At 71.7% G+C, this 23,466-nt stretch carries 19 protein-coding genes and 1 pseudogene; 6 read left to right on the plus strand and 14 right to left on the minus strand.

What is annotated here, in order from left to right; translation table 11 throughout:
* The first annotated feature begins 1,866 nt into the window (after nt 1–1,866).
* The gene (locus tag ACH4XV_RS19025; protein ID WP_395791184.1) at nt 1,867–2,094 is read left to right on the plus strand and encodes a hypothetical protein; all 228 of its coding nucleotides are present in this window, start codon (nt 1,867–1,869) and stop codon (nt 2,092–2,094) included.
* 87 nt (nt 2,095–2,181) lie between these two features.
* Here the strand turns inward: ACH4XV_RS19025 and ACH4XV_RS19030 are convergent, their stop codons facing one another.
* From ACH4XV_RS19030 to ACH4XV_RS19045, 4 genes are all read right to left on the minus strand, one after another.
* On the minus strand, nt 2,182–4,299 hold the full coding sequence (locus tag ACH4XV_RS19030; RefSeq protein WP_395791186.1) for a 3-hydroxyacyl-CoA dehydrogenase NAD-binding domain-containing protein: 2,118 nt from the start codon (nt 4,297–4,299) through the stop codon (nt 2,182–2,184).
* A complete protein-coding gene (locus ACH4XV_RS19035; protein WP_395791188.1) occupies nt 4,296–5,543 on the minus strand; it encodes a thiolase family protein in 1,248 nt (415 codons plus the stop codon). The genes ACH4XV_RS19030 and ACH4XV_RS19035 overlap by 4 nt, the downstream gene beginning before the upstream one ends.
* A 61-nt stretch (nt 5,544–5,604) precedes the next feature.
* Nucleotides 5,605–5,778: a hypothetical protein gene (locus tag ACH4XV_RS19040; protein WP_395791190.1), complete on the minus strand. Its 174-nt coding sequence runs from the start codon at nt 5,776–5,778 to the stop codon at nt 5,605–5,607.
* Nucleotides 5,775–7,115: an amino acid permease gene (locus tag ACH4XV_RS19045; RefSeq protein WP_395791192.1), complete on the minus strand. Its 1,341-nt coding sequence runs from the start codon at nt 7,113–7,115 to the stop codon at nt 5,775–5,777. The genes ACH4XV_RS19040 and ACH4XV_RS19045 overlap by 4 nt, the downstream gene beginning before the upstream one ends.
* 326 nt (nt 7,116–7,441) lie before the next feature.
* Here ACH4XV_RS19045 and efeO point away from each other — a divergent pair, with 326 nt between their 5' ends.
* The gene (efeO, locus tag ACH4XV_RS19050; RefSeq protein ID WP_395791194.1) at nt 7,442–8,581 is read left to right on the plus strand and encodes an iron uptake system protein EfeO; all 1,140 of its coding nucleotides are present in this window, start codon (nt 7,442–7,444) and stop codon (nt 8,579–8,581) included.
* 98 nt (nt 8,582–8,679) lie between these two features.
* The gene (gene efeB, locus ACH4XV_RS19055) at nt 8,680–9,960 is read left to right on the plus strand and encodes an iron uptake transporter deferrochelatase/peroxidase subunit (protein ID WP_395791196.1); all 1,281 of its coding nucleotides are present in this window, start codon (nt 8,680–8,682) and stop codon (nt 9,958–9,960) included.
* 111 nt (nt 9,961–10,071) lie between these two features.
* Here the strand turns inward: efeB and efeU are convergent, their stop codons facing one another.
* From efeU to ACH4XV_RS19075, 4 genes are all read right to left on the minus strand, one after another.
* Complete coding sequence (gene efeU / locus ACH4XV_RS19060; RefSeq protein WP_395791198.1) at nt 10,072–10,923, minus strand: iron uptake transporter permease EfeU; 852 nt, start codon at nt 10,921–10,923, stop codon at nt 10,072–10,074.
* Nucleotides 10,924–11,149: 226 nt separating this feature from the next.
* A complete protein-coding gene (locus ACH4XV_RS19065) occupies nt 11,150–12,430 on the minus strand; it encodes an HRDC domain-containing protein (RefSeq protein ID WP_395791200.1) in 1,281 nt (426 codons plus the stop codon).
* 245 nt (nt 12,431–12,675) lie between these two features.
* On the minus strand, nt 12,676–13,344 hold the full coding sequence (locus tag ACH4XV_RS19070) for a response regulator transcription factor (RefSeq protein ID WP_078974877.1): 669 nt from the start codon (nt 13,342–13,344) through the stop codon (nt 12,676–12,678).
* Between the two features lie 179 nt (nt 13,345–13,523).
* Complete coding sequence (locus ACH4XV_RS19075) at nt 13,524–14,120, minus strand: DUF3000 domain-containing protein (RefSeq protein WP_395791202.1); 597 nt, start codon at nt 14,118–14,120, stop codon at nt 13,524–13,526.
* Nucleotides 14,121–14,212: 92 nt separating this feature from the next.
* On the opposite strand from ACH4XV_RS19075, the gene hemE reads away from it, so the two are divergent.
* The 3 genes from hemE (at nt 14,213) to hemQ (ending at nt 18,050) form a co-directional block, all read left to right on the plus strand.
* Nucleotides 14,213–15,277, plus strand: a complete 1,065-nt coding sequence (gene hemE, locus ACH4XV_RS19080; RefSeq protein ID WP_395791204.1) for a uroporphyrinogen decarboxylase — start codon at nt 14,213–14,215, stop codon at nt 15,275–15,277.
* A 493-nt stretch (nt 15,278–15,770) separates the two neighbouring features.
* Nucleotides 15,771–17,222 (plus strand): protoporphyrinogen oxidase, encoded by a 1,452-nt coding sequence (gene hemG / locus ACH4XV_RS19085; protein ID WP_395791206.1) that lies wholly within the window; start codon nt 15,771–15,773, stop codon nt 17,220–17,222.
* Nucleotides 17,223–17,252: 30 nt separating this feature from the next.
* Nucleotides 17,253–18,050, plus strand: a complete 798-nt coding sequence (gene hemQ / locus ACH4XV_RS19090; RefSeq protein ID WP_395791208.1) for a hydrogen peroxide-dependent heme synthase — start codon at nt 17,253–17,255, stop codon at nt 18,048–18,050.
* A 70-nt stretch (nt 18,051–18,120) separates the two neighbouring features.
* Here hemQ and ACH4XV_RS19095 read toward each other — a convergent pair whose 3' ends face one another.
* The 6 genes and pseudogenes from ACH4XV_RS19095 to ACH4XV_RS19120 all read right to left on the minus strand — a co-directional run bounded on the left by ACH4XV_RS19095 (nt 18,121) and on the right by ACH4XV_RS19120 (nt 23,354).
* The gene (locus ACH4XV_RS19095) at nt 18,121–18,567 is read right to left on the minus strand and encodes a hypothetical protein (protein ID WP_395791210.1); all 447 of its coding nucleotides are present in this window, start codon (nt 18,565–18,567) and stop codon (nt 18,121–18,123) included.
* A gap of 26 nt (nt 18,568–18,593) precedes the next feature.
* A pseudogene (locus tag ACH4XV_RS19100) lies at nt 18,594–19,798 on the minus strand (DUF692 domain-containing protein).
* Between the two features lie 120 nt (nt 19,799–19,918).
* Nucleotides 19,919–20,782, minus strand: a complete 864-nt coding sequence (locus ACH4XV_RS19105; RefSeq protein ID WP_395791212.1) for a TIGR04222 domain-containing membrane protein — start codon at nt 20,780–20,782, stop codon at nt 19,919–19,921.
* Between the two features lie 127 nt (nt 20,783–20,909).
* Nucleotides 20,910–21,320 carry a peptide-methionine (R)-S-oxide reductase MsrB gene (gene msrB / locus ACH4XV_RS19110; protein ID WP_395791214.1) on the minus strand — a complete coding sequence of 137 codons (411 nt, stop codon included), beginning with the start codon at nt 21,318–21,320 and terminating at the stop codon, nt 20,910–20,912.
* 71 nt (nt 21,321–21,391) lie between these two features.
* Nucleotides 21,392–22,819 (minus strand): UDP-N-acetylmuramate--L-alanine ligase, encoded by a 1,428-nt coding sequence (gene murC, locus ACH4XV_RS19115; RefSeq protein WP_395791216.1) that lies wholly within the window; start codon nt 22,817–22,819, stop codon nt 21,392–21,394.
* A gap of 58 nt (nt 22,820–22,877) precedes the next feature.
* On the minus strand, nt 22,878–23,354 hold the full coding sequence (locus tag ACH4XV_RS19120) for an indole-3-glycerol phosphate synthase (protein WP_395791218.1): 477 nt from the start codon (nt 23,352–23,354) through the stop codon (nt 22,878–22,880).
* Between the last annotated feature and the right edge of the window lie 112 nt (nt 23,355–23,466).

Consider the following 23,466-nt stretch of genomic DNA (forward strand, 5'->3'; position numbering starts at 1 on the left):
TGGGCACCATGACCGATTTCGTCATCGATCTCGCCTGGCCCGAAGGCGTGTCCGGCCGATGGGCCGAGGCAGCGTCCGTCTCCAGGACCACGCTGGACGCCCTGGAGGAGATCGGTCCCGAACGTATGGGGCACAAGGATCTCGACAAGGCGTGCTCGGAGTTCCACGAGAAGTGGGACGAACGTATCCGCGGCTTCACGCAGGGCGTGGACCACATGCGTCAGGGTGTGGCCGCGGCGAAGGCGAGCTACGGAGCGGCGAAACCGCCGTCGGCGCGTCCTTCACCGCACCAGGCGCGCCCGGCGCACCGGCTACCACGACGACCGCGTCCGCCGCGCCCGCGACGACGACCGTCCCCGCCGCGCCCGCCGACGCGAGCGCCCCGACCGCCCCCGCCCCTCCGGCCAAGAGCCGCGTCGAGCAGGTGATGGGCTGATGTCGGACGCGAAGGACTTCCCGGGGCTCGGCTTCGATTCCGCACCGGGCATCGTACCGTCCGTGGACGGGCTGCTCGGTCAGGTGCGCGACGCGGTCAACCGCCTGGGGCAGGTGGAACAGGAACTGGACTCCGTCCTGAAGGACCCCGCCAGGTGGCGCGGACGCAGCGCCACCGAGTTCTACACGGTCGTCCGCCGGATGGCGGCCAACGCCGGGGTGACGAAGGGCAGTGTGTTCGGCGTGCAGGCCGCGTTGAGCGAATGGTCCGCGCTGCTCGCCGAGTATCAGCGCAACGGACAATCCCTGGAGCAGCAGGCCCGGCAGGCGCGGGATCGATTACATCGGGCGACGGACCCCCCCGGACCTGCACCTCGATCCGCTGTCCATCGGCATGACGGGCGGGGACGCCACGGGTCACCCGGATCGGGTGCAGCGAAGTCTTGCCGCCAAGGCCGAGTTGGAGGCCGCGGACAACGAACTGGACGGCATCATCCGAGCCGGCCGGAACGTGAAACACATGCACGGCGAATCCGCGAAGTCCTCCGCCGGCGAGATCAAGCGCGATCAAGGCACTCACCGGCGACGAGTGGCGCGGCGGCCACATATATCCGAATCCGGCGGTGGTTTACCCGGGTGCGATCCCTGGGGCGCCGGCGTTCATGGATGATCCCGACTGGGATTACAAGATGGCGGGCGACATCTACTTCGGCGATGGTCCGCCGCGGCCCGGACACTCACGGGTCGAACTCTCGGGACCTGTCGTACCGGGCAACGGGATCACGGTGCTGCGCTTTTTCATCCCCGGCGATCAGGCGGCGTTCAGCCTGCTGGAGGCGGACGCCCGTGGCTTCGATACGACGCCCGGGGCTCCCTCCCGGATGACCCTGGCCTGGGACTCCGACACCGGTCGCGTGGTATTCGACGTGGCACCGTCCACCACCACCGGTCCGGTCGTCGACCAGGGGAAGATCGATGCGCACGAGGTGAAGCCCGGCGGGGCCAACGACATCAGGCTCCGTCCGAACAACGCGGGTACGGGCGGGATCTGGAATGGGACGGCGGGCAGCAGGTGGGTCAGCCTCGATACGAGGCCGATCTGGCTCCGAAGAGCCTCCCGGACCGGATACCCGTGGACCTGTGCGAGGTCGTCACCCCGCCCAAGCAGCCCGCCGATCCGTGATGAGCGGTGTTCGGGGTCGGGTGTCGGTTGTAGCCGCAGGCATCGTTCTGGTCGCCGGGTGCGGCGGGTCGCCCGAGCGGCCACCCGATCCCGCGGCGGTTTCGGAGGCGAAGAGCGCGGTCCTCGCCTGGTTCACCCCGACGTGGCGCAACGATTTCGAGGCCGCGTGTCCCAACATCAAGGCGGGGAACGTCGCGACTCCACCTTTCGGTGGTTGTGGCATGGCGGCCACGAATTTGTGGAGATCGATGAATCCCGATGCCGAGACGCTGATCTCGGTGGACATCGCCAAGCTCGAACTCCGCGACAACCGGGCCAGGTTCGATTCGGATCACGTGAGCGTGAACGGCCGGCCGTTGGCGGATTCCGTGAATCGTGGCGCCGGCGGCCGGGCGCACGTCCGCTATACGTATATGTTCCGGCGTATTCAGAACCTGTGGTACTTCCAGAAGGCCGACTCCGAGGCCACGTTCTGATCCCGCCGGACACGAACGCCGACGGGCGGCCCCATTGATCGGGCCGCCCGTCGGATGTTCTCGACTACCGCTATTGCGGAACCGAAGCTACCGCGGAACCGAGGCCGTGCCTGCCGGCAGGAAGCGCTTGCCGAGGGTTTTCTCGGTGACGCCCGCGCGGTCCAGGTACGGGGTGATGCCGCCCAGGTGGAAGGGCCAGCCGGCGCCGGTGATCATGCACAGGTCGATGTCCTGCGGGGCGGCGACGACGCCCTCCTGGAGCATGCGGTCGATCTCGTCGGCCAGGGCCGCCAGCGCGCGGTCGCGGACCTGCTCCTCCGTGGACGGCGAGTCGCCCACCTCCAGGAGCGCGACCACCTCCGGGTCGACCTCCTGCGCGCCCGAGGCCCAGGTCAGGAACGAGCGCTTGCCCGCCTTGACCACCCGCTCCAGGTTCGGCGACACGCCGAACCGGTCCGGGAAGGCGCCGTGCAGGGTGCCGCCCACGTGGGCCGCGATCGCCGGGCCGACCAGTTCGAGCAGCACCATCGGCGACATCGGCAGGCCCAGCGGGGCAAGCGCGTTGTCGGCGACCTCGATCGGGGTGCCCTCGTCCACCGCGGCCAGCACCTCGCCCAGGAAGCGGGTCAGCACACGGTTGACCACGAACGCCGGGGCGTCCTTGACCAGGACCGAGGTCTTCTTCAGCTGCTTGGAGACGGCGAACGCGGTGGCGAGCGCACCGTCGTCGGTCTGCTCCGCGCGCACGATCTCCAGCAGCGGCAGGACCGCGACCGGGTTGAAGAAGTGGAAGCCGACGACCCGCTCGGGGTGGGCCAGCTTCGAGGCCATCTCGGTGATCGACAACGACGAGGTGTTCGTGGCCAGGATGCAGGTCGGCGAGACCACCGCCTCCACCTCGGCGAACACCTGCTGCTTGACCGCCATCTCCTCGAACACGGCCTCGATCACGAAGTCGGCGTCGGCGAACGCGTCCTTCGTCAGCGAGCCGGTCACCAGCGCCTTGAGCCGGTTCGCGGCATCCGGCGAGACGCGCCCCCGCAGCAGCAGCTTGTCGACCTCGTCGTGCACGTAGCCGACGCCCTTGTCCACCCGCTCCTGGTCGATGTCGGTCAGCACGACCGGCACCCGCAGGCGGCGCGCGAACAGCAGCGCGAGCTGGGAGGCCATCAGCCCGGCGCCGACCACGCCGACCTTGGTGACCGGGCGGGCGAGGCTCCGGTCGGGGGCACCCGCCGGTCGCTTGGCACGTTTTTGCACCAGGTTGAACGAGTACAGCCCGGCGCGCAGCTCGTCGCCCATGATCAGGTCGGCGAGCGCGTCGTCCTCGGCGTCGAAGCCGGCCTGTACATCACCGTCGCGGGCCGCGTCGATGATCTCCAGCGCGCGGTACGGCGCGGGGGAGGCGCCGTGCACCTTCGAGTCGGCGATCGCCCGACCCCGCGCGACGGCCGCGTCCCAGCCGGCGCCGCGGTCGATCTCCGGGCGCTCGACCACGATCTCGCCGGAGACGACCTTGCCGGCCCACACCAGCGACTGGGCCAGGAAGTCGGCCGAGTCCACCAGCGCGTCCGCGATCCCGAGCTTGAAGGCCTTGGGGCCGTTGAGCTGACGGTTCTGGTTCAGCGCGTTCTCGATGATCACCGTGACCGCGTTGTCCGGACCGATCAGGTTCGGCAGCAGTACACAGCCGCCCCAGCCCGGGACCAGGCCCAGGAAACACTCGGGCAGTGAGAAGGCGGGCACCGCGGTGGAGATGGTGCGGTACGTGCAGGCCAGGCCGATCTCGACGCCGCCGCCCATCGCCGCGCCGTTGTAGAACGCGAAGGTGGGCACGGACAGCGCGGTCAGCCGCTTGAACGTGTCGTGGCCGGCCTTGCCGATGGCGTGCGCGTGCTCGCGGTTGGTGACCTTCTCGACGCCCTTGAGGTCGGCGCCGACCGCGAAGATGAACGGCTTGCCGGTCACCCCGGCCGCGACGATGTCGCCCGCCGCGGCCAGTGCCTCGATCGTGTCGATCGCGGCGCCGAGCTCGGCCAGGCCCGCCGGGCCGAAGGTGTTCGGCTTGGTGTGGTCGAAGCCGTTGTCGATGGTGATCAGCGCGAACTTTCCGGCGCCGTTCGGGAGGTCGAGTACACGCACCGGGAAGTGCGAGACCAGCTCGTCCGGGAAGACCTCGGCGGCCAGTCGCGTCAGGTCGCTCACTTGTCGTTCCCCTCGGAGTTCGCGCCGGCGGTCGAGGTGTCCGCGTCGGCCCCGGTCCAGTTCGGGTTCTCCCAGATGACGGTCCCGCCCATGCCGAGCCCGATGCACATCGAGGTCAGGCCGTAGCGGACCTCGGGGTGCGCCTCGAACTGGCGCGCGAGCTGGGTCATCAGCCGCACGCCGGAGGAGGCGAGCGGGTGGCCGAAGGCGATCGCGCCGCCGTACTTGTTCACGCGCGGGTCGTCGTCGGCGATCTTGTAGTGGTCCAGGAAGGACAACACCTGCACCGCGAACGCCTCGTTCAGCTCGAACAGGCCGATGTCGTCGATGCTCAGCCCGGCGCGCTCCAGCGCCTTTTCGGTGGCCGGGACCGGGCCGATGCCCATCACCTCGGGCTCGACGCCGGCGAACGCGAACTGCACCAGGCGCATCTTGATCGGCAGGCCCAGCTCGCGCGCGGTGTCCTCGGCGGCGAGCAGACACGCGGTCGCGCCGTCGTTGAGGCCGGCCGCGTTGCCCGCGGTGACCCGGCCGTGCGGGCGGAACGGGGTCTTGAGCGCGGCCAGACCCTCGAGGGTGGTGCCCGGGCGCATCGGCTCGTCCGCCGTGGCCAGGCCCCAGCCCTGCTCCACCGAGCGGGCCGCGACCGGCACCAGGTCGGGCTGGATCAGGTTGTCGGCGTACGCCTTGGCGGCCTTCTCCTGGCTGCCCACGGCGAACCGGTCCGCGCGCTCCTTGGTGAGCTGCGGGAAGCGGTCGTGGATGTTCTCCGCGGTGTTGCCCATGACCAGCGCGGAGGGGTCCACCAACTGCTCGGAGATGATCCGCGGGTTCGGGTCGGCGCCCTCGCCCATGGGGTGTCGGCCCATGTGCTCGACACCGCCGGCGACGACCACGTCGTAGGCGCCGAACGCGATGCCACCGGCGGCCGTGGTGACCGCGGTCATCGCCCCCGCGCACATGCGGTCGATCGCATAGCCGGGCACCTCGCGCGGCAGCCCGGCCAGCAGCGCCGCGGTGCGGCCGATGGTCAGGCCCTGGTCGCCGATCTGCGTGGTGGCCGCGATCGCGACCTCGTCCACGCGCGCCGGCGGCAGCGACGGGTTGCGGCGCATCAGCTCACGGATACACGCGATGACGAGGTCGTCGGCTCGCGTCTCGTGGTAGATGCCCTTGGGGCCGGCCTTGCCGAAGGGGGTACGGACGCCGTCTACGAAGACGACGTCCCGGACGTTACGAGGCACGAGCGCACACTCCTCCACCGATGGGTACGGGCCCCATGCTACTCATGGGTAACCACGTGGCCTAGCCCTCGGTCCCCATCGGCCCGTCGGCGCGTCCCGAGCGCGGTCGCCGGCGGGTCAGCCACAGGTACACCGGACCGCCTGCCGCGAGCAGTACCGCGCCCTGCCAGATCACCGTCCAGCCGGACCCGACCACCGCCCAGATCGAGTACGCCGCGGCGAGCACCGCGATCATCCGTACCTGACCAGCGCCGAAGCGTCGAACGCGGCCCGATCGGTGCGCAGCAGTCGCAGCAGCGCGATCGCGGTCAGGCCGTAGGGGACGAGCGAGATGGAGGTGGCGATCAGGATGATCCGCTCGAACTGATCCCCCGGGCCGCCGCCGGCGGTGGTCAGGATCAGGACGGTGACCAGCACGTTCGAGGCGATCAGGCCGAAGGCCGGGGTGCCGCCCGCGTCCAGGCGCGCGAAGGGGCGGGGAAACAGCCCGTCCCGGGCGGCCGCGAGCGGGATCTGGCCCTGCATCATCACCCAGCCCACCATCGCGCCCAGACAGGCGATCAGCCCGCCGGCGGCCACGATCCAGCCGCCCGCGTCGCCGACCACCACCCGGGCCGCGGCCGCGAACGGGGCCGGCGAGTCGGCGAGTTCGGCCGCCGGGACCAGGGTCATGACCACGAACGTGGCCAGGATGTACACGCTCGCCGCGAGCGCGACGCCGAGCACGGTGGCGCGTGGGATGGTCCGGCGCGGGTCGCGCACGCTGTCCGCCGGGACGGTGGCGGACTCCATGCCGATGAACGCCCACAGGGTGAGCGTGGCCGCGCCGGTGACCCCGGCCAGGGGCGAGCCGCCGCTCGGGTTGAACTCCGGCACGCTGCCCCGGTCCAGGAAGAACAGGCCGACCACGGCGATGCCCACCAGCGGGATCAGCTTGAGCGCGGTGAGCACGATCGACACCACGCCCGCCGCGCCCACCCCGCGCACGTTCGCGAGCGTGGCCGCCCACGACAGTGCGACGGCGATCAGCGCGCCGGCGAACCGGTGGTGCGCGAGCGGCTCGACGAAGTAGGCCAGGTAGCTGACCGCGGCGATGGCGATCGCCGCGATGCCCACCCACACCGCGATCCAGTAGCCCCAGCCGGTGAAGAAGCCGATCCGGTCGCCGAACACGCGCTGCACGTAGGCGTAGGGGCCGCCGGTGTCGGGATACATGGTGCTGAAACGCGCGAACACCAGCGCGAGCAGGAGCGCGCCGGCCGAGGTGAACCCCCAGGCGACCAGCGCCAGTCCCCCGTAGCGGGCGAGCGGGCCCGGCAGCAGGAAGACCCCGGAGCCGATCATGTTGCCCACCACGAGCGCGGTGCACGCGAGCAGACCCAACTCCTTGGGCGCGGGCCGCCGGGTCGAGGGCGACGCGGACGCCGGAGCGCCCGACGCGGGTGCGGGTACGGATGCCGACACGGTCGCGACGCCGGGATCGGTGGTGGTCGCGTTCGCGGTGACGGCGGACGCGGTGGCGGAGCGAGCCCCGGGCGATGCGGCGGAGAGACGGTCCTCCGAGGTGGTCACGGGTGCTCCAGGTTGAACGGACTTGGCACGACCCTACGTATATATCGGGTTTGCCATGCTTTGCCGCGCCAAAGGTCCCGAGCGGGACGTGATGTGATCCACGTTCGCCGCGCCGGGCCTTTACTCCGTCTTGACTGTATGGGGTCATTCGGCTGACAAAATAAGCCAAGCCTAGGCTTGGTTAGCCTTGCCTAATAATTGCTTTTCGTCCGTTTTGCACAGCACTGCCATGCCCTTCCGCGTGTCCCACGCGTCTCATACGTCCTGCTTCTGCTCGTCTGCCGGGCTTCGACCCGTCTTCGCCTGTCTCGTCCCCGGGAGAGTTCATGTCTGTCGTCCGTCGTCGCCCCGCCGCCACCCGTGCGCTGGGTGTCGGGTTGTTGCTGGCCTTGCCGCTCGCGTTGACCGCGTGCAACAGCGACGACTCCTCCGGCGACGCGGTCAAGGTGACCGCCAAGGACAAGTCCTGCGACGTCGCCAAGAAGGACTGGCCCGCGGGCAAGAACAGCATCAAGGTGACCAACAAGGGCAGCCAGGTCACCGAGCTCTACGTCTACGCGCAGGGCGACCGGATCGTCACCGAGCGGGAGAACATCGGCCCCGGCACCTCGGCCACGCTGAACTTCGAGATCAAGGCCGGCACCTACGAGGTCGCCTGCAAGCCCGGCATGAAGGGCGACGGCATCCGGCAGAAGGTCACCGTCGCGGGCACCCCCGTCGAGAAGCCGATCGACCCCAGGCTCGCCCAGGCCGTCGCGCACTACCGGACCTTCACCAACGACACGGTCGCGCAGATGATGCCGATCGCCACCGAGTTCGTGAAGGCGGTCAAGGCCGGCGACGTGGCCAAGGCCAAGGAGCTCTATCCGAAGTCGCGCCTGGGCTGGGAGACCATCGAGCCGGTCGCGGAGAGCTTCGGCGACCTCGACCCGCAGATGGACGCGCGCGAGGCGGACCTGGAGCCCGGTCAGGAGTGGTCCGGCTGGCACCGGATCGAGAAGGCGCTGTGGACCACCGGGCAGATCACGGACGTCGAGAAGGGCTACGCCGACCGCCTGATGGCCGACCTGAACACGCTCCAGTCCAAGGTCGGCACCGTCGACATCACCCCGACCTCGATCGCCAACGGCGCCAAGGGACTGCTCGACGAGGTGGCCACCGGCAAGGTCACCGGCGAGGAGGAGGCGTTCAGCCACACCGACCTGTGGGACTTCGCGGGCAACGTGGACGGTGCGAAGAAGGCCTTCGAATTGCTCAAGCCGTACGTGGCGGAGAAGGACGCGGCGCTGACCGCCACCCTCGACGGCGAGTTCGCCAAGATCCAGGGCCTGCTGTTCAAGTACAAGCAGGGCGACGGCTACGTCTCCTACGACACGATCGACGAGGCCAAGCGCAAGGAGCTCTCGGACGCGGTCAACGCGCTCGGCGAGCCGCTGTCGAAGCTTGCCGGCGTCGTCGCCCAGTGACGCCGACGCGTGACGGCGCCCGCCATCGCGAAGCACGAACCGACCGAACCGACCGATCCCCACGAGCCGACCGCACCGCACGAGCCTAGGGAGGGCCCATGACCGAGACCGAACGTGTCGCCGAGGCGGTCGAACCGCCGTCGGCCGACGGATTCAGTCGGCGGGCGCTGCTGGGCTGGACCGGTGGCGCGCTCGTGGTCGGCGCCGCCGCGGCGGGCGGGGTGGCCACCGCGGTCACCGGGAGCGAGGACAAGTCGTCCACGCCGACCCCGGGCGCGGTGGACTTCCACGGCGTGAACCAGGCCGGCATCGCCACCCCGGTCCAGGACCGGCTGCACTTTTGCGTGTTCGACGTGATCACCGACGACCGCGCCAAGCTGGTGCGCATGCTCCAGCAGTGGACCGCCGCCGCGGCCGCGATGACCGCGGGCAAGGCGATCGGGACCGGCGCCGACAGCGGTGTGCCCGAGTCGCCGCCCGACGACACGGGCGAGGCGGTCGGGCTGCCGCCGAACAACCTCACGCTCACCGTCGGATTCGGCCCCACGCTGTTCACCAAGGACGGCCGGGACCGCTTCGGGATCGCCGCGAAGAAGCCGGAGGCGCTGGCCGAACTGCCCGCGTTCCCCGGGGACAAGCTCGACCCGCAGCGCTCCGGCGGCGACATCGCGGTCCAGGCCTGCTCCGACGACCCCCAGGTCGCGGTGCACGCGATCCGCAACCTGGCCCGGATCGGCTTCGGCGTGGTCTCGGTGCGCTGGTCGCAGCTGGGCTTCGGCAAGACGTCCTCGACCACGCCCGAGGCGATGACCCCGCGCAACCTGTTCGGCTTCAAGGACGGCACGCGCAACATCGCCGGCACCGAGACCGACCGGCTGCGCGAGCACGTGTGGGTGCCGGCCGGTGAGGGCCCGGCGTGGATGACCGGTGGCTCCTACCTGGTCGCGCGTCGGATCCGGATGCACATCGAGACCTGGGATCGCACCTCGCTGCAGGAGCAGGAGGACGTGATCGGCCGCAACAAGGGTGTCGGCGCGCCGCAGGGCGCGACCGGCGAACACGACGTGGTACCGCTCAAGGCGCTGCCGGAGAAGTCGCATGTGCGGCTGTCGCACCCCGACACCAACAACGGCGCGACCATCCTGCGTCGCGGCTACTCGTTCGTGGACGGCTCGGACGGCCTCGGCCGGCTGGAGGCGGGCCTGTTCTTCCTGGCCTACCAGCGCGACCCGCGCAAGGGCTTCATCCCGGTCCAGCAGCGGCTGGCGTCGAACGACGCGATGAACGAGTACATCCAGCACGTGGGCTCGGCCCTGTTCGCGTGTCCGGGCGGCGTGCGCGGCGCGGACGACTACTGGGGCAAGGCACTGTTCGCCTGAGTGCCCCGGCGACCCATGGACCGAAGGCTCGAGACACCGAGGGGCCCGACCCGAAGCACCGCTTCGGATCGGGCCCCTCGCCCGTGCCGTCCCGTCCCACCGCGCCCCGGATCAGGCGGCGGCCGTCGTCTCCCGAGGAGCCGCCGACGGAGCCTTCTTCGGGCCGCCCTTGGGGAGCAGGAAGAACAGCGCCATGACCGGGACCAGATAGGCCGCCCAGACCGCGACCTGAAGGACCGTGGGGTCGGGCTGGAAGTTGAGGATGCCCTTGAGGAGGGTGCCGTACCAGGTGTCCGGCGGGATGGTGTCGCTGATGTCGAAGGCCCGGTTCGACAGTCCGGGGAGGTAGTCGGCCTCTTGGAGGTCGTGGACGCCGTACGCCAGTACGCCGGCGGCGACGACGACGAGGCCGGCGCCGGTCCAGAGGAAGAACTTGGCGAGGTTGATCCGCACGGCGCCGGCGTAGAAGAGGTAGCCGAGCACGACGGCGCTGGCCAGCCCGAGGGCGACGCCGATCATCGGCTCGGTGTTCTCGCCGGTGGAGCGGGCCGTGCCCCACACGATCACCGCCGTCTCCAGACCCTCCCGCCCCACGGACAGGAACGCGGTCAACACCAGCGCACCGGTGCCCATCGCCAGCGCGTGGTCCAACTTGCCCTGCAACTCCGCCTTGAGCGCGTGTGAGGTACGCCGCATCCAGAAGATCATCCAGGTGACCAGCGCCACCGCGAAGATGGACAACGAGCCGCCGAACGCCTCCTGCTCCTTGAAGTCCATCTCCGCCGAGGTCAGTTCGAGGGCGGCCTCCAGGGCCACGCTCATCGCGACGGCCGCGCCGATCCCCACCCACACCGCCGGCAGCGCCTCGCGTCGACCGGTCTTGACGAGATAGGCGATCAGGATGCTGACCACCAGGGCCGCTTCCAGGCCCTCGCGCAGGCCAATCAGATAGTTGGCGAACACAGGCCACCCCGCAGGCTCGAACACATGGTGAGAAATTAGGCGAGCCTAACCAAACCATTCGGAGGGATCCGGCGTCAATGCGGACAAAGCAAAGCTCGGGTAAGGCGGTACGGGCGCCCGGCCGCAGGCTCGCCGGGCGTCCGCGGGCATCCGAAGACGCGCCGCGCCGGGACCGATGCGCTCGGCTCGCGGCGGTCGTACCGAGGCTTTCGCCCCGGTGTGTGACTCAGGTCCCGGCGGTGCCGTTGGCGGCGTGTGCGGCCAGGCGCAGGAACGCGCCGGACAGGGCCGGGGCGGTGAGCGCGATCTGCCAGGGCCGGGCGCCGAACTCGCGCAGTACCTCGGCGACCGCGTCCGCGGTGGGGGCCGACGGCGGTGCCCAGGCCAACCGGCGTACGTAGTCCGGCGCGAGCAGGTTCTCGGTGGGCAGCGTGTGCTCGTCCGCGATGGCCGCCACCGCGGTCTTGGCGGCGGTCAGGCGCTCGGCGGCGGCCGGGTCCTTGTCGGTCCACGCGCGGGCCGGCGGCGGGCCCTCGTGCGGCAGCGTGGACATCGGCAGCTCGACCTCGGGCAGGGCCCTGGCCTGCTCGATCGCGGCCAGCCACACCCCGGCCTGGCGTCGGCTGTCCCGGCCGGTGAAGCCGGGCAGCGCGAGCAGGGCGGCCACCGACGTGGGCCCGGCCAGCGCGGCCTCGACGATCGCGGTGTCCGGGATGACCCGACCCGGCGAGACGTCCTTCTGGCGGGCGACGGTGTCCCGGGCCTGCCACAACGACCGCACGATGGCCAACTGCCGGCGACGGCGCACCCGGTGCAGGCCCGACGTGCGGCGCCACGGGTCGACCCGGGGGGCGGGCGGCGGCGCGGCGACGATCGCGGCGAACTCCTGCAGCGCCCAGTCGAGCTTGCCCTGCTCGGTCAGCGTTGCCTCGAGCTCATTGCGCAGCTCGATCAGCACCTCGACGTCCAACGCCGCGTAGCGCAGCCAGGGCTCCGGCAGCGGACGGGTGGACCAGTCCACCGCCGAGTGCCCCTTCTCCAGCGAGAAGCCGAGTACGGCCTCGACCATCGCGCCCAGGCCCACGCGGGGGAAGGCGGCCAGTCGGCCCGCCAGCTCGGTGTCGAAGATGCGCCGGGGGACCATGCCGACCTCGGCCAGGCAGGGCAGGTCCTGGGAGGCGGCGTGCAGGACCCATTCGGCGTCGACGATCGCGGCGCCGAGCGCGGACAGGTCGGGGCAGGCCGCCGGGTCGACCAGGGCGCTGCCCGCGCCGGCCCGGCGCAGCTGGATCAGATACGCGCGTTGCCCGTAGCGATAGCCCGACGCCCGTTCGGCGTCGACGGCCACCGGTCCCGCTCCGGCGGCGAAGGCGGCGACGGTCTCGGCGAGCGCCTCCGGGTCCGCCACGACCGGCGGAACGCCCTCGCGAGGTGCCAGGAGCGGGACCGGCGCCGGGGGGACCGGCGCCGGAAGTTCGGATGAGGTTTCGAAGGAGGCGTCGGTCACCCCACCAAAATAACCCGCCCGGCCGGCCGACCGGGCGGGTCCCCGCCAAGGTGGGCGTGCCACGGCGGGTGTATGGCGGTCGGAACCGCACGAAATCGCGCGCGGAACCGGAAAGCCGACTCTCGGAAAAGCCGAATCCCGGCGGGTGGGTTCACCCGCCGGGATTCGGCTTTACCTGATGATGTGTCACCTGATGAGGTGTCCTGACGCTCCGCCGGCCCTGGACCGGTCGGTGCCGACCGGGGTCAGCTGATGATGCCCGCCCGCAACGCGAGGGCCACCATGCCGGCCCGGTCGCCCGTGCCCATCTTGCGGGCGATGCGGGCGAGATGGCTCTTGACCGTCAGCGCCGACAGGCCCATCGCCTGACCGATCGCCTTGTTGGACCGGCCCTCCGCGACGAGGCGCAGGACCTCGATCTCGCGCGCCGAAAGCTCCCGGACGCCGGAGCCGGGCTCCGTCCCGCGCTGTTCCGACGGACGCATGCGGTTTGCCTGGGGCATCCCGTGGTGCATTCCGGCTTGCCGTGCGTGTCCAGGGTTCAGTCCCGCTCGCGCGCCGGTCACGACGTAGCCCCGAACACCCGCGGCAAGCGCGGAGCGAACGGCACCGATGTCGTCGGCTGCGGAGAGTGCCAGGCCGTTCGGCCACCCGGACGCGCGCATCTCGGTGAGAAGCGTGAGTCCGGAGCCGTCCGGCAGGTGCACGTCGGCGACACACAGGTCGCGCGGCGTGCCGGCACGGGAGCGAGCCTCGGCGATGGTCGACGCCCCGACGACGTCGCGTACACCGAGGGCCCACAGGTGGCGGATGACGGCGTCGCGAACCCGGGGGTCCGCGACGACGACCATCGCCGTGGGCTTGGAAGGACGATAGGCAAGCAGGTTTGCAGGGTGATCGAGAAGTACCGACACCGGGCCTCCTGCGCAGTGATCGCGATTCCCGAAGAAGCGGCCCGACCAGCTACTCCTTCGGGGTGGTCACCCTGTCCTTCGGCACATATGGCGCCGGGCTTTAGAGGAAGATCCAAATCCGTTATGCGACGTTGACCCGGGTGTGTGACCGAGGGGTCTCGCGACGGTGATCCGGCGTGTCAGGAACCGGGTCGCGAGGGCCGGCGCGGTATGGCGACGACGCCCTCTCCGGCTGTCACCGGCGGCAAACCGGCGCAGGTGCACAGCAGTTCGGTCCACGCCAGCAGATGCGGCAACAACTCGTCGTCGGCCGGGGTCCATGACGCCCTGACCTCGATCTCGGTGCGGGCGATCTGTCCGGAGAGTCCGCCGAAGCCCTGCGAGGTGCTGCGGCTGACGGTGCCGCTGGGGACGCGGTAGGTCGCGCCGACCGCGTACAGCGACTCGGTCAGCCAGGTCCAGCCGACCTCGGGCAGCAGTGGGTCCATCGCCAGTTCGGGTTCGAGTTCGGCGCGGGTCATGGTGACCACGCGGAACGTGCCCTCCCACGCCTCGTGGCCCGCCGGGTCGTGCAGCAGCACGATCCGGCCGCCGGCGAGTTCGTCCTCGTCCTCGCCGAGCGCCACCTCGGCGGCGAACGCGGCGGAGTACGGCGCCAGGCCACGCGGCCGGGCCATCTCCTCCAGCACGATCTCCGGACGCAGGACCGCGGCCCGCCATCCGGCCAGTGCCTGCCGGAACTCCTCGGGCTCCTCGGTCTCGCCGACTCCTGCCATGCCTGGCAGCCTAGGCCGCATCGGGGGGGTCGGGCCCGGGCGACGCGCCGGGCGGGGTGCTCCGTCTGGGCCGCCCGCGTGCGTCTGGGACCATGGCGGATGTGACCGAAACGAGCCTTCCGCACGCCACCGTCCGCGACTCGGCCTTCCTGCGCGCCTGCCGGCGCGAACCCGTCCCGCACACCCCGGTGTGGTTCATGCGTCAGGCGGGCCGTTCGTTGCCCGAGTACCGCAAGCTGCGCGAGGGCATCGCGATGCTCGACTCGTGCATGCGGCCGGACCTGGTCACCGAGATCACGCTGCAGCCGGTGCGGCGGCACGGGGTGGACGCGGCGATCTTCTTCAGCGACATCGTGGTCCCGCTCAAGGCGATCGGGGTCGACCTGGACATCAAGCCCGGCGTCGGTCCGGTGGTGGCGAACCCGATCCGCTCGCGCGCCGACCTCGCACAGTTGCGCGACCTCACGCCCGACGACGTGCCGTACATCACCGAGGCGGTCGGGCAGCTCGTCGGCGAGCTGGGCGGTACGCCGCTGATCGGCTTCGCCGGTGCGCCGTTCACCCTCGCGAGTTACCTGGTCGAGGGCGGGCCGTCGAAGAACCACGAGCGCACCAAGGCGCTGATGTACGGCGACCCGGAGCTGTGGGCCGACCTGGTGGACCGGCTCGCGGAGATCACGTCGGCGTTTTTGAAGGTACAGATCGAGGCGGGTGCGTCGGCGATCCAGCTGTTCGACTCGTGGGCCGGGGCGTTGTCCGCGGCGGACTATCGGGCGTCGGTGCTGCCGGCGAGCACGAAGGTGTTGGCGTCGGTCGAGCACTACGGCGTGCCGCGGATCCACTTCGGGGTGGGCACCGGCGAGTTGCTGCGGATGTTCGGCGAGGCCGGGGCGGATGTGGTGGGCGTCGACTGGCGCATCCCGCTGGACGAGGCGGCGCGGCGGGTGGGGCCTGGGCGGGCGTTGCAGGGGAACCTGGACTCGGCGGTGGTGTTCGCGCCGTGGGAGGCGGTTCGGGCCAAGGCCGATGAGGTGTTGGCGGCGGGGCGTGGTGCGGAGGGGCACATTTTCAATTTGGGGCATGGGGTTTTGCCGAACACGGATCCCGAGGTGCTCACGCGCCTGGTGGCGCACGTGCACTCGGCCGGCGCCCGGTAGGTCGGCTTTTGGCCTCATGCGCCGGCCGGGCTCGCTGTGGCTCGGCTGCGTTCCAGCGTCGCGCGTGGGTTCGCGGTTCGGCCGGGGTGGGGGGCTTTGGCCTCATGCGCCGGCCGGGCTGGTGTGGTGGTCGGGCCGGCGTTGGGATTTGGTCGGGTTGGGGTGGCCTCAAACGCCGGCCGGGCTGGATTGGTTGGGGTCGGGTTGGGTGGCCTCAAGGGCCGGCCGGGCTGGATTGGTGGTCGGGTCGGCGTTGGGATTTGGTCGGGTTGGGGTGGCCTCAAACGCCGGCCGGGCTGGATTGGTTGGGGTTGGGTTGGGTGGCCTCAAGGGCCGGCCGGGGTGATGTGGTTTGTGGTCGGGCCCGTGTTGGGATCTGGTCGAGTTTGGGTGGCCTCGAACGCGGGCCTGGCCCTGGTGCGGTTGCGGTTGGGCTTTTGGGGGGTTTGGCTTCGGGGGGTCGGGTTGGGTGGCTTTTGGGAGAGGGTGTGACGTGGGTGGTTCGGTGGTGGGTGGCGGGCGGCATGTGGTTGTTGTCGGTGGTGGGATTGCCGGGTTGACGGCTGCTTGGGCTTTGCTGCGCGACGGGGATCCCGGGCTCACCGTCACCGTGCTTGAGGGGGCTTCCCGGGTGGGGGGGAAGCTGCATGCAGGGAGCATTGCCGGGGTTGCGGTCGACGAGGGTGCGGAGTCGATGTTGGCTCGGCGTTTCGAGGCGATCGACCTGGCTCGTGAAGTCGGGCTGGGCGACGATCTTCAGCCGCCGGCCACCGCGGGGGCGTCGTTGTGGACGCGTGGTGCGTTGCGGCCGATGCCGCGCGGCCATGTGATGGGTGTGCCGGGCGACCTGGAGCCGCTGGCGGCGAGCGGGGTGTTGTCGCCCGCGGGCCTGGCCCGGATCCCGCTGGACCACGCGCTGGCGCCGCACCGCTACGAGGACGACGTCTCGGTCGGCCGCTACGTCGCCGAACGGCTCGGCCACGAGGTGGTGGACCGGCTCGTCGAGCCGCTGCTCGGCGGGGTGTACGCGGGCAACGCCTACGACATCTCGCTCGCCGCCGCCGTCCCGCAGCTGTTGCCGATCGCCCGCTCCGGCGGCTCGCTGGTGGCGGGGGTGCGCCACCTGCTCGACGCCGCCGCCGACCGGCCCGCGGGGCCGGTGTTCATGGGGGTGCGCGGCGGTGTCGGGCGGCTGCCGCTCGCGGTCGCCGGCGCCGTGGTGGCCGGTGGGCGCGGCAGCATCCGGACCCGGACCACGGTGCGCGAGTTGGAGCGCACGCCGACCGGCTGGCGGCTGATCACCGGCCCGACCAACGCCCCCGTCCCGATCGAGGCGGACGCGGTGGTGCTCGCGGTACCGGCCGCGCCCGCGGCCCGCCTCCTGCGCCCGCACTCGACGGTCGCGGCGGTGGAGCTGTCCTCGATCGAATACGCGGGCATGGCGCTGGTGACCCTCGCGTTCCGGCGCGCCGACCTGGCGTCGATGCCCGCCGGAACCGGGTTCCTGGTGCCGCCGGTGGACGGCCGGCGGATCAAGGCGAGCACCTTCGCGTCGAACAAGTGGGGCTGGCTCGCCGAATCGGATCCCGACCTGTTCGTGCTGCGCACCTCCCTCGGCCGGGCCGGCGAGGAGGCGGTGCTCCAGCGCGAGGACGCCGAACTGATCGCCGACTCGCTCGACGACCTGCGCGAGGCGGTCGGACTGACCGCCGAGCCGATCGACACCCGGGTCACCCGCTGGGGCGGCGGGCTGCCCCAGTACGCGGTCGGCCACCTCGGTCGCATCGCCTGCGTGCGCGACGCGGTCGAGCGGTTGCCGCGCCTGGCGGTGTGCGGCGCGGTGTACGAGGGCGTCGGCATCCCGGCGTGTGTGGCGAGTGCGACCAAGGCCGCGACCGAGGTCCTGGCGCAGCTCGCCAGGCCGTACGCGCGCCCCGTGCGCTGAGCGCGGGGACGAGCCAGGCAGAATCGGACCATGACGCAAAGCACCGCGGAGAACAGCCCGGAACCGGTCGACGCCGCCGCAGCGGTGGTCGACGCCGCCCTCAACGCCGACGGCCCGGAGTCCGCAGGCGAACCCGCGCCGGCCCGGCGCAAGGCCCGCGACCTCAACCAGGTGATCAGGTACACGATGTGGTCGGTCTTCCGACTCCGTGAGCCGCTGCCGGGTGAACGGGCCGGACTGGCGGGCGAGGTCGAGCAGTTGTTCGAGCAGCTGCTCGACAAGGACGTGGTGGTGCGCGGCACCTATGACGTCTCCGGCCTGCGTGCCGACGCGGACCTGATGATCTGGTGGCACGCGGAGGACTCGGACGCGCTCCAGGAGGCGTACAACCGCTTCCGCCGCACCGGCCTGGGCCGGCTCCTCGATCCGGTGTGGTCGAACATGGCGCTGCACCGTCCGGCCGAGTTCAACAAGAGCCACATCCCGGCATTCCTGGCCGAGGAGACCCCGCGCGACTATGTCGCGGTGTACCCGTTCGTGCGCTCGTACGAGTGGTATCTGCTGGAGGACGACGAGCGCCGCCGGCTGCTCGCCGAGCACGGGCGGATGGCGCGCGGCTACCCGGACGTGCGGGCCAACACGGTGCCGTCGTTCGCGCTGGGCGACTACGAGTGGATCCTCGCCTTCGAGGCGGACGAGCTGCACCGCATCGTCGACCTGATGCGGCACCTGCGCGGCTCGGAGACGCGCCGCCACGTGCGCGAGGAGGTGCCGTTCTACACCGGTCGCCGGCACCCCGTCGCCGAACTGCTCGCCGGTCTGGCCTGAGCCTTCGTCCCGGTCGGTCGGCTCGCGATCGATCGCTCCGACCGACCGGGGGCGCCGCGTCGGGTCGAACCTAGGTCGAACTCGAACAGGACGATCCGCTGGAGCAGGACGACCCGCTCGAACACGACGACCCGCAGGACGATCCGCTGGAACAGGACGTCCCGCTCGAACCCGAGGAGTCGCCGCCGGCGCCTGCGCCGCAGGACCAGCCGGTGCCGCACGAGGTGTGGTGGCCGTGGCCGTGGCCGTGGTGAGGGTGATGGTGATGGTGGTCCTGCGCGTCGTACCCCTGGTACCCCTGATACCCCTGCGGGCCGAGTGGCCACGGGTCGGGGTACCGACCGGGCTCGCCGCCGTACGGCGTGCCGGTGCCCGGTGCCCGCCCGAAGGCCGGTCCTGCCGGTCGGCCGAAGGCGTGGCGGAGCCGGCGTCGGGCCGCGCGGTGGGCCAGGACGACGATCACGATCGGCAGGGCGGCGGCGAGGACCACCACCGCCCCGAGCAGCAACCAGAACATGGTGTCGACCCCCGTGTGCGAAGTGCCTACCCGTGGCCGGCCGGCGCGCGGGATGCGAATCGGGTGCGCAGCCGGGCCCAGCGGGACGGCTTTCGTTCGACGAACACCTCGGCCAGCGCCTTCGGCAGCGCGTCCCGTTCCCACAGATGGGCCGCGAAGGCGTGTACGTCGGCGCGGGTGCCTCCCTCGGCGGGCTTCGGGTGGACCAGAGCCCAGGCCATGAACTCGCCCGGCCAGCGCGGGCCCAGCGCCGTCGCCAGCTCCGGCAGCGCGCGCAGCGCCGAGTCGCGCCGTTTGGCGGCCAGCGCGCGGGCCTGTACGCGCACCCGGTCCGGGTCGAAGCCCGGCGGTGTCGGCCCGCCGGCGACCAGTGCCGCGAGCAGCGCGGTCTGCTGTGCGGCCAGCCGCTCGCGCGCGCTCACCGGCGCACCGCCGTCCGGTCCACCACGGTCCGGATCGCGGCCAATTCGGCGGCGATCTCGCCCGCCGTCGGGAAGTCGCTGTCGCGTTCGAGCAGTACGCGCGGCGGCGGGCGCAGTGCGCACAGCGTGGTCAGCACCTCCAGGATCGGCTCGGTCACCGGGTGCGCGTGGGTGTCGTGCCACAGGCCGTCGCGTTCGACGCCGCCGGCGACGTGTACGTACTCCACCGCCTCCAGCGGGAGTTCGGCCAGCGCGGCGGCCGGGTCGACGCCGTGGTTGACCCGCTGGGTGTGCAGGTTGGCCACGTCGATCAGCAGCCGCACGCCGGTGCGCTCGACCAGTTCGGTCAGGAAGCGGGCCTCGCTCATCTCGTTGTCGGGCCAGGTCAGCAGCGTCGCCGGGTTCTCCAAGGCGAGCGGGACCGGCAGCGCGTCCTGGGCGATGCGGACGTTTTCCGTGACGACGTCGAGCGCGTCCCAGGTCATCGGCGTCGGCAGCAGGTGACCGGCCTCCATGCCGCCGGCCCGGACGAACGCCAGGTGTTCGCTGATCACGGGTGAGCCGAGGGCGCCCGCCACCTCGGCCAGCCGGGCAAGGCGCGCGGGGTCGGGACGGTCGGCGCCCGCCAGGCCGAGGCCGACGCCGTGCGGGATCACCTCGACGCCGCGCTCGCACAGTACGCGCAGCGACTCGGGCAGGTGTCCGACGCACACGTTCTCCGCGACGACCTCGACGAAGTCGACGCCGGCCAGGCGCTCGACGGTCAGATCGATCTCCGGCCGCCATCCGATTCCCACCGCTGTCCGCATACGTCCAGCATGGCGGGTCCGTCCCGGACCGAAACAGGCGGAGTTCCCTCGGTTCGCTGGCTCCGGGTACGCCGCGCGGCAAGTGGCCCGCGACACCGACGCGTTGCGGGCGCGGTTCGGTCAGTTGCCGCAGCCGTCGGCGGTGCCGCCACAGGAGCCGGCCCGGGCGCCCTGAGGGGAGGCGCAGGAGGTGTTGCCGCACCAGACGGACTCCGGGGGGCGGCCGGCGGGGGCGGGGGCGTTGCGGCGGAAGATCTCCTTGACCACCGGGTCGGGGAAGCGGTCCAGGCCCCACAGGGCGACCGCGCCCAGGTCGTCGGCTCCGAGCGCGGCCACGGCCGCCTCGTCGCGGCGCAGCCGGATCAGCCGGCGTGTGGTCGGCGCGGTGGGCACCACCCGCTCGCCGAACACGCCCAGGAGCAGCAGGCCCGCGACACACGCCTGGCTGCCGATCACCGCGAGCAGCAGGCCCACCCACGGCAGCGCGCCCGAGGTCGCGTCGTCGGCGCGGACGAAGCCCACGATCGCGGTGGCCAGGCCCAGGGGGAGGGTGGCGAACAGCGCCCAGCGGGGCAGTCGACGCGGGCCCGCGTCTGGGCGGGCGATCAGGCCGGCCGCGAACAGGTCGGCGCCGATGCCCTGGATCTCCGGCGCCGCGGCCACCCGGGCGCGCAGATCGCGCAGCGGCAGGCCGCCGTACTCCCGATCCAGGATCCGCAGCGGCGCGTCGCCCGCCGGAGCCCGGGCCGCGACCACCTGCCCGTCGCGGTTCAGGTGCAGCGCGCCCTCGCCGAGCAGGGCCAGGATCGACACGTCGGCCGCGCGGGCCGCGCCGCCGACGACGAACGCGTATTCGACCGCGCCCAGTTCGGCCAGGCGCGCCCGGTTCGCCCGCCGGCCGCCGCGCCGGGCGCACCCGATGGCGACGCCGAGTACGAGCGCCGTCCAGACCGAGTACGCGAGGGGTGGCAGCCAGGGATCCATGGTCCCCAGACATAGCGGACGCACCCGCCGCACGCGGGCTCGATGTGAGTTTTGCCGCACCGCCCGTACCGATGTTTGAACGGGCGGCGCCGCCCGAGCCGGCCCGGGGGCCGACCCGCGCCTCGGCTCAGCCCTGCGGGTCCGGCTCCAGGGTCAGCGAGATGGAGTTGATGCAGTAGCGCTGGTCGGTGGGCGTCCCGTAGCCCTCACCCTCGAACACGTGCCCCAGGTGCGAGCCGCAGGTCCCGCAGCGCACCTCGACCCGGGTCATGCCCATCGTGTCGTCCTCGATGTATTCGACCCGGTCCTCGGCCAGCGGCGCGTAGAACGACGGCCAGCCGCAGTGGCTGTCGAACTTGGTGTCGGAGCGGAACAGCTCCGCCTTGCACGCCCGACAGCGGTAGACGCCGGTCGTTTTGGTCTCGGTGTACTCGCCCGTCCACGCACGCTCGGTGCCCGCCCGACGCAGCACCCGGAACTCCTCCGGGGTCAGCTCGGCCCGCCACTGGTCGTCGGTCTTCTCGATTTCGTAGGCCATGTGCACATCCAACACGCAACGGCGCCGCGACGTTCCCCGAGGGGACGGCACGGCGCCGGTGGGTGGGCGGCTCAGCGAGCGGCGGCGGTGCCGCGGTCGCGGATCGTGTCCAGGATCTCCGGGCCGAGCAGGGTCACGTCGCCCGCGCCCATGGTCAGGACCAGGTCGCCGGGGCGGGCCAGCGCGGCCACCGAGCCGGCCACGTCGGACCAGCTGTGCTCGGTGCGCACCAGGCCACCGTTGTCCAGCGCGGCGTGCGCGACGATGTTGCTGGTCACGCCGGGCTGCGGGTCCTCCCGGGCGGCGTAGATGTCCATCACCACGGCGATGTCGGCGGCGGCGAGCGCGCGGCCCATCTCCACCCCGAGCTGCTGGGTACGGCTGAACAGGTGCGGCTGGTACACCGCGATCACCCGGCCCGCGCCCACCGCGCCGCGGGCGGTGGCCAGGTCGGCGGCGATCTCGGTGGGGTGGTGCGCGTACGAGTCGACGACCCGGATGCCACCCTCCTCGCCCTTGAGCTGGAACCGCCGACGCACGCCCTGGTAGTTGGCCAGCCCGTCGGCCATGCGCCGCGGCTCGACGCCGAGCGCCAGGCCCACCGCGAGCGCCATCACCGCGTTGGAGGCGTTGTGCCGCCCCGGCACCGCGACGGCCAGCACCAATTCGCCGCCCACGGCCTTGCCGTGCACGGTGACCCGGCTGCTCAGGCCCGACGCCTCGATCTGCGCCAGGCGCAGATCCGCGCCCTCGTGCTCGCCGACGGTGACCACGTTCAGCGTCGGCGCGGAGACCGCCAGCCGCTCGCGCAGGGCGCCGGCGCCCGCGTCGTCGGCGGAGAGCACCAGCGTGCCGCCGGGCACGATGCGGCCGGCGAAGATCTCGAACGCGTCGAGCACGTCGTCCAGCGAGCCGTAGTTGGCGTGGTGGTCCAGCTCCACGTTCAGCACCACGGCCACCTCGGGCGCGTACTTGTGGAAGCTGCGGTCGCTTTCGTCCGCCTCGGCCACGAAGATCTCGCCCAGGCCGTGGTGGGCGTTGCTGCCCGCCTCGTTGAGGTCGGCGCCGATCGCGAACGAGGGGTCCAGCCCGAGCGAGGTCAGGCCGACCGCGAGCATGCTCGTCGTGGTGGTCTTGCCGTGCGTGCCCGCGACGGCCACCGAGCGCCGGCCGTCCATCAGCCGGGCCAGCGCGTCCGCGCGGTGCACGATCGGGATGCCCCGCTCGCGCGCGACGACCAGTTCGGGGTTGTCCTCCCGGATCGCCGAGGACACGACCACGCACGAGACGTCCTCGGCGACGTTCGCCCGATCGTGGCCCACGTGCACCGTGCAGCCGAGCCGGCGCAGCGCCAACACCTGGGTGGAGTCCTTGGCGTCGCTGCCGGAGACCCTCGCGCCGCGGATCGCGAGGATCTTGGCGAGCCCCGACATGCCGGCGCCACCGATGCCGACGAAGAACGGGCTGCCGAGGTCGACGGGCTCGGCGGGGGGTGCCATGAAGCGGGCTCCTTCGAGTGGGGTGGACCCGCGTTCGGCGCGGGCTCCCGCGATTGTGTCAGCTCACATCGTGTGCGAAGAGCTTGAGCACCGGCACGCCCACGTTCTGTCGGGCCCGCGAGGCCCAGTCGCGGTGGAAGACCTCTTCGATGAAGTGCGGGTCGGTGAGCACGATCACCTCGTCGGCGTGGTGCCGGTCGACGATCTGCTTGAGGGTGTCCAGCGGGTCCCGGCCCGGGGTGGTCTCGCCGACGGCGTCGGCGCCGCTCGCGCGCAGTGCCGCCACGCTCGCCTCCAGGGTGCGCCGGGCCGCCTCCGCTCCGTCGTCGGGGCCGGGCCGCTGCTCGATGTCCTCGGCCGCCTCGTCCAGGCGTACCAGGGCCACGTCGTCCAGCGCCTGGAGCAGCTTGCGATGGTCGGCCTTGCCGGGCAGGACCACCACGAACGACGTCTCGACGCCCTCGTGCAGGCCGGTCACGAACGCGACGTCCGCCTCGTTCAGGACCTTTTCCACGAGCAGCACGATCGTGTACACGCAACTCTCCCTTGATCCATCGGCCGAGCCGGGTGTCTGTGCCCCGTCTGCCCGGGAGTTCACCCTCCCACTTTCGCCGACCGGCGGGCGCCGCCGAGGCCGCCGCAACGGC

The organism is Embleya sp. NPDC020630 (genome assembly GCF_044334985.1).
Taxonomy (GTDB): Bacteria; Actinomycetota; Actinomycetes; order Streptomycetales; family Streptomycetaceae; genus Embleya.